The organism is Streptomyces sp. NPDC052701 (assembly GCF_040678355.1).
Taxonomy (GTDB): domain Bacteria; phylum Actinomycetota; class Actinomycetes; order Streptomycetales; family Streptomycetaceae; genus Streptomyces.
In genome coordinates this window covers 38,471-44,470 of sequence record NZ_JBFATO010000008.1, presented here as the reverse complement: position 1 = coordinate 44,470, position 6,000 = coordinate 38,471, and the positions used below count along the sequence as shown (strand labels likewise).

Annotated in this window: 7 protein-coding genes; 2 read left to right on the top strand and 5 right to left on the bottom strand. The window is 71.0% G+C overall.

Annotation, left to right across the window (positions count from 1 at the left end; genetic code table 11):
- Positions 1-237 precede the first annotated feature (237 nt).
- Both AB0L29_RS12265 and mca read right to left on the bottom strand, forming a co-directional pair.
- Positions 238-516 (bottom strand): hypothetical protein, encoded by a 279-nt coding sequence (locus tag AB0L29_RS12265; protein ID WP_365826087.1) that lies wholly within the window; start codon positions 514-516, stop codon positions 238-240.
- Entirely contained in the window at positions 509-1,369 is an 861-nt protein-coding gene (mca, locus tag AB0L29_RS12260) for a mycothiol conjugate amidase Mca (RefSeq protein ID WP_365826376.1), read from the bottom strand. The genes AB0L29_RS12265 and mca overlap by 8 nt, the downstream gene beginning before the upstream one ends.
- A 169-nt stretch (positions 1,370-1,538) precedes the next feature.
- Here mca and AB0L29_RS12255 point away from each other — a divergent pair, with 169 nt between their 5' ends.
- Both AB0L29_RS12255 and greA read left to right on the top strand, forming a co-directional pair.
- Positions 1,539-1,937 (top strand): DUF4307 domain-containing protein, encoded by a 399-nt coding sequence (locus AB0L29_RS12255; RefSeq protein WP_365826085.1) that lies wholly within the window; start codon positions 1,539-1,541, stop codon positions 1,935-1,937.
- Positions 1,938-2,174: 237 nt separating this feature from the next.
- Entirely contained in the window at positions 2,175-2,672 is a 498-nt protein-coding gene (gene greA, locus AB0L29_RS12250) for a transcription elongation factor GreA (RefSeq protein ID WP_365826083.1), read from the top strand.
- A gap of 57 nt (positions 2,673-2,729) precedes the next feature.
- Here greA and AB0L29_RS12245 read toward each other — a convergent pair whose 3' ends face one another.
- The 3 genes from AB0L29_RS12245 to ilvA all read right to left on the bottom strand — a co-directional run bounded on the left by AB0L29_RS12245 (position 2,730) and on the right by ilvA (position 5,979).
- Positions 2,730-3,572, bottom strand: a complete 843-nt coding sequence (locus AB0L29_RS12245) for an ABC transporter permease (protein WP_365826082.1) — start codon at positions 3,570-3,572, stop codon at positions 2,730-2,732.
- Positions 3,569-4,579, bottom strand: a complete 1,011-nt coding sequence (locus AB0L29_RS12240; RefSeq protein WP_365826080.1) for an ATP-binding cassette domain-containing protein — start codon at positions 4,577-4,579, stop codon at positions 3,569-3,571. The genes AB0L29_RS12245 and AB0L29_RS12240 overlap by 4 nt, the downstream gene beginning before the upstream one ends.
- A gap of 170 nt (positions 4,580-4,749) precedes the next feature.
- Positions 4,750-5,979 carry a threonine ammonia-lyase gene (ilvA, locus tag AB0L29_RS12235; RefSeq protein ID WP_365826078.1) on the bottom strand — a complete coding sequence of 410 codons (1,230 nt, stop codon included), beginning with the start codon at positions 5,977-5,979 and terminating at the stop codon, positions 4,750-4,752.
- Positions 5,980-6,000: the final 21 nt, after the last annotated feature.

The window sequence follows — 6,000 nt, the reverse complement described above, 5'->3', positions numbered from 1 at the left end:
CCGCGAGATGCGGGAAAGGCGCACGAACCGGCGCGAGGTGCGGGAGGGGCACCGGGCGAGGGCCGGGCCCCGCCGGTGCGGGCCGTGCCGGCGGGCTCCCGCCGGCGCACGGCACGGCGGCCGTCCCTCCGGCCGCCCGGTGTCCCGGCCGGCCCCTCGCGCCGCCGCGGGCCCACCGGCGGAGGCCCTGTCGGCGGACGCCCCGCCGACGGGCGGCGGTCCGTCCGCGCGGGACCGTCAGCCGCGCCGCGGCCCGCCCGCGCCGCCGGAGGCCCCGGCGTCCTTCCCGGGCCCGGCGGCCCCCGCCGGCTCCCCCTGCGGGTCCGGGGCCTCGGTGAAGTCGACCCTGCCCATGTGCCGGTTCATCGACTTCATCAGGCCCCACACCGCCAGGGCCATCACCGCGAAGACGATGAAGCCGAGGACGCCGGGGGTGACCTTGTCCTCGTCGACCTCCTTGGCGAGGGTGACGAGGTGTGTCATTGCCAGGCTTGCGCTTGCGCTCATGTCAGGCATTGTCGCGGATGCCCGCAAAGAGGTCGTCCTCGGGGAGGGAGGTATCGACGAGGGACTTCGCCAGCTCGTACTCCTCCGTCGGCCAGACCTCCTTCTGGATCTCCATCGGCACCCGGAACCATCCCCCGTCGGGGTCGATCTGCGTGGCGTGCGCGATCAGCGCCTTGTCGCGGATCTCGAAGAAGTCCGCGCACGGGATGTGCGTGGTGAGCGTGCGGTCCTTGTGGCCGGACTCGTCCCAGCGCTTGAGCCACTCCCCGTACGGCGACTCCAGTCCGCGGTCCAGCATCGCCTGGTGCAGCGCCTCGGTGCGGGGCCGGTTGAAGCCCTGGTTGTAGTACAGCTTCAGCGGCTGGTAGGCCGGGCCGAACTCGTCCTCCGGGTACTTCGCGGTGTCCGCCGCGCCCTCGAACGCCACCATCGAGATCTTGTGGGTCATGATGTGGTCGGGGTGCGGGTAGCCGCCGTTCTCGTCGTAGGTGGTGATCACCTGGGGACGGAAGGAGCGGATCCTCCTCACCAGCTCGCCGGCCGCCTTGTCGACGTCCTCCAGGGCGAAGCAGCCCTCCGGCAGCGGCGGCAGCGGGTCGCCCTCGGGCAGGCCGGAGTCGACGAAGCCGAGCCACTCCTGCCTGACGCCGAGGATCTCGCGGGCCTCGTCCATCTCCTTCTTGCGTACCTCGTGGATGTGTTCCTCGATGTACTTGTCGCCCTGCAGCTTGGGGTTGAGGATGGAGCCGCGTTCCCCGCCCGTGCAGGTCACCACCAGCACGTCCACCCCCTCGGACACGTACTTGGCCATGGTGGCCGCGCCCTTGCTCGACTCGTCGTCGGGGTGGGCGTGGACGGCCATCAGTCGCAGCTGGTCAGTCAAGACTCATTCCTCAAGTCGGTCGGCGCCCTGTGTGCCTCGGCGCGGTCGGCGGCTTCTATAGTGACCGAATCGGGGGGCGAATAATTCCGGGATCATGCTCCGGGGCCCCTTTCGGGACACCTGTCCCGCCCCGGTCGAGAGGACGATCATGAGTACGGCGAGCACGCGACGGCCCGCGGGCCGTTACGGCCGTTCCTCGGACGAGCGCGCCGACCGCACGCTCCGGACCGTCGGCGCGGTGCTGGCCGTGGCCCTGCTCGCACTGGTCGGCTGGTTCGGCTACCACTACGTCGGCAAGAACCGGATCAGCGCCGAGGTGATCAGCTTCGAGCTGGGCGAGCGGTCGGTGCGGGTGCACCTGGAGGTCCGCAAGGACGCCGGCGCCGACGGCTACTGCACCCTGCGCTCCCAGGCCGAGAACGGCGCCGAGGTCGGCCGGGCCGACTTCCGCTTCGAGGGGGACGCCACGCGCATCGACAAGGTCGTCACGCTCCGTACGACCTCTCCGGGCACGACCGCCCAGCTGCTCGGCTGCCACGCCGACTGAGCCGACCGGGCCGACCGGACCGACGGAGGGACAGCCGGCCGAGGGCATCCGGACATCCGGACATCCGGACATCGCCGGGAATACGTAGCCTCTGACCTGCGTTGATGTAATTCTCATGGCTTATGTCCTCCCCCTTGGGCCTCCCAATTGTTAGGCTCGTGGTTTCGCCCATCCATGAGGGAACATCCTTCCGGGTAGGGCGATGCTTTGTCTTCCCAGTACCTACGAGGAGCACCTGTGACCCAGACCAGCGAGAACGTCACCTGGCTGACCCAGGAGGCGTACAACAAGCTCAAGGACGAGCTTGCGTACCTTACTGGTCCCGCGCGCACGGAGATCGCCGCCAAGATCGCCGCTGCGCGCGAGGAGGGCGACCTGCGTGAGAACGGCGGGTACCACGCGGCCAAGGAGGAGCAGGGCAAGCAGGAGCTCCGTGTGCGCCAGCTCACCCAGCTCCTCGAGAACGCCAAGGTCGGCGAGCCGCCGGCGGCCGACGGCGCGGTGGCGCCCGGCATGGTCGTGACGATCGCCTTCGACGGTGACGAGGACGACACGCTGACCTTCCTGCTCGCCTCCCGCGAGTACGCGAGCGCCGACATCGAGACGTACTCGCCGCAGTCCCCGCTGGGCACCGGCGTGATCGGCCACAAGGTCGGCGAGGACGCGGAGTACGAGCTGCCCAACGGCAAGAAGGCCTCCGTGCGGATCCTCAAGGCCGAGCCCTACAACGGCTGACCCCGGTCCGCACGCCCCGACGGGCCCCCGGCTCACCTGACGGTGCCGGGGGCCTCGTCATGCCGCCGAGCGGTACTTGCGCACCGCCAGCGTCCTGAAGACGAGGACGATCAGCACCGAGTAGACCAGCGAGGCCCACACCGGGTGCTGCATGGGCCAGGCGTCCGAGGGCGAGACGCCGGGGTTGCCGAAGAGTTCCCGGCAGGCCTGGACGGTGGCGCTGAAGGGGTTCCACTCGGCGACGTGCCGCAGCCAGGGGGTCATCTGCTGGGAGTCCACGAACGCGTTGGAGACGAAGGTGACAGGGAACAGCCAGATCAGACCTCCCGAAGTCGCGGCCTCCGGTGTGCGCACGGACAGGCCGATCACCGCGCCGATCCAGGTGAACGCGTAGCCGGTCAGCAGCAGCAGCCCGAAGGCGGCCAGCACCTCGCCGGCGCTGGTGTGGGTGCGCCAGCCGACCAGCAGGGCGACCATCGCCAGCACGAACAGGGTCAGGGCCGTCTGCACCAGGTCGGCGAGCGTCCGCCCGGTCAGCACCGCGCCGCGCGCCATGGGCAGCGAGCGGAAACGGTCGATGAGCCCCTTGTGCATGTCGTCGGCGATGCCCGCGCCCGCCCCGGCGGTGGCGAAGGTGACGGTCTGCGCGAAGATGCCGGCCATCAGGAACTCGCGGTAGACCGAGGGGTCGGTGGTGCCGCCGATGTTCATGGATCCGCCGAAGACGTAGCTGAACAGCACCACGAACATGATCGGCTGGATGAGCCCGAAGATGACCATCTCGGGGATCCTGGACATCCGGATCAGGTTGCGCTCGGCGACGACCAGCGAGTCCCGGATCGACCGGCTGACGGGGTGGGTGGACGCCGTGGCCGGCACGGCGTCGGTGGCGGCATTCACTGCGCGGCCTCCTTCCTGTGCCGGGGTCCCGCGCCGTCCTGTTGTACGCCGTTCTCCTCGCCCTCGGTCTCGGCGGTGTGCCCGGTCAGGGAGAGGAAGACGTCGTCGAGTGTCGGGCGGCGCAGGCCGATGTCGTCGATCTCGATGCCGCGCGCGTCGAGCTCGCGGATGACCTCGGCGAGCAGCTTGGCGCCACCGGTCACGGGCACGGTGAGCTTGCGCATGTGCTCCTCGACCGCGGTGTCGCCCTTGCCGAAACCGCGCAGGACCCCGGAGGCGGACGGGATGTGCTCGCGCCGGTGCACCACGACCTCGACGCGCTCGCCGCCGGTGCGGGCCTTGAGCTGGTCGGAGGTGCCCTCGGCGATGACCCGGCCCCGGTCGACCACCGCGATGTCGTGCGCGAGGTGGTCGGCCTCCTCCAGGTACTGGGTGGTCAGCAGCAGCGTCGTACCGCCGGAGACCAGCTGCTTGATGACGTCCCACAGCTGCTGGCGGTTGCGCGGGTCGAGACCGGTCGTCGGCTCGTCCATGAACATCACGGGCGGCGACACGAGGAGGGCCGCCGCGAGGTCGAGCCGGCGGCGCATGCCTCCGGAGTAGGTCCTGGCGGGGCGGTCGGCGGCGTCCGCGAGGTGGAACTGCTCCAGCAGCTCGGCCGCGCGCGCCTTGGCCGCCCTGGCCCTCATCTGGTAGAGCCTGCCGACCATCTGCAGGTTCTCGCGGCCGGTCAGGTACTCGTCGACCGCCGCGAACTGGCCGGACAGGCCGATGGAGCGGCGGACGGCGTCGGGCTGTCTGAGCACGTCGAGGCCCGCGACGACCGCCTTGCCGCTGTCGGGCCGCAGCAGGGTGGTCAGGCAGCGCACGGCGGTCGTCTTGCCCGCGCCGTTCGGCCCGAGCAGGCCGAGGACCGTGCCCTCGGGGACGTCGAGGTCGACGCCGTCCAGAGCCCTTACGTCACCGAAGGTCTTCACCAGGCCTTCGGCATGGATGGCGCCTGGCATAGGGGTCTCCACATCGTCGGGGACGGACTTGCCATGCGGCTCGCACGTACGATACGGACACACCATAACGCGATGTATCGCGTTCCTCAATCGACTTTCTCGATCGACGTGCGGCCGGTGGTTCCGCACGAGGAGCGGCAGGAGCCCGGCGGCCGGCCCCGCGGCCGGCCTCAGACGATGACCGTGTAACCCGCCTCGCGCAGGGCCTGGTCGACCTCCGCGCAGTGTGCCGGGCCCTTCGTCTCCAGGTGCAGCTCGACCTCCGCCTCCGTGAACCCGAGCCGCGGGTCGGTCCGTACATGGCTCACATCAAGGACATTAGCGTCGGCCACCGACAACACGCCCAGAAGCGTCGCCAGGGCGCCCGGCCGGTCCGTCAGCCGCAGCCGGACGGCCAGGTAGCGGCCCTGCGCGGCCATGCCGTGCCGCAGCACGCGCTGCATCAGCACCGGGTCGACGTTGCCGCCGGACAGCACCGCCACCACCGGCCCCTCGAAGGAACCGGGCCGGCTCAGCAGCGCCGCGACCGGACTGGCGCCGGCCGGTTCGACCACCAGCTTGGCCCGCTCCAGGCACAGCAGCAGCGCGGCGGACAGCTCGTCCTCGCTGACCGTGCGCACCTCGTCCACCAGGTCGCCGACGATCCCGAACGGCACGTCACCGGGCCGCCCGACCCTGATGCCGTCGGCCATCGTCGCCGGGTTGCCGAGCGACACCGGCCGTCCGGCCGCCAGCGAGGGCGGGTAGGCCGCCGCGCCCTCCGCCTGCACGCCGACGATCCGCACATCCGGCCGCAGCTCCTTCACCGCGACCGCGATCCCGGCCGCCAGCCCGCCCCCGCCGATCCCGACGACGACCGTGCGCACCTCGGGGCACTGCTCCAGGATCTCCAGGCCGACCGTGCCCTGGCCCGCGATGACGTCGGGGTGGTCGAAGGGGTGGATGAACACCGCGCCCGTCCCGGCCGCGTACTCCTGCGCCGCCGCCAGCGTCTCGTCGACCACCTGCCCGTGCAGGCGTACCTCGGCGCCGTAGTCCCTGGTCGCGCTGATCTTCGGCAGCGGGGCGCCCTTGGGCATGAACACCGTGGAGCGCACGCCGAGCACGGAGGACGCCAGCGCGACGCCCTGCGCGTGGTTGCCGGCGCTGGCGGCGACGACCCCGGCGGCACGCTCCTCGGGCAGCAGCCCGGCGATCCGGACGTAGGCGCCGCGCAGTTTGAACGAACCCGTCCGCTGGAGGTTCTCGCACTTGAGGTGCACCGGCGCGCCGACCAGCTGGGACAGGTGCCTGCTGCCCTCCATCGCGGTCGTCCGCGCCACGCCCGAGAGCATCTTCTGGGCGCCGCGCACGTCGTCGAGGGTGACGCGCCGCGGGGAGTCGGCCGTGCTGTAGCTCATGACCCAAGCATCGCAGTTCAC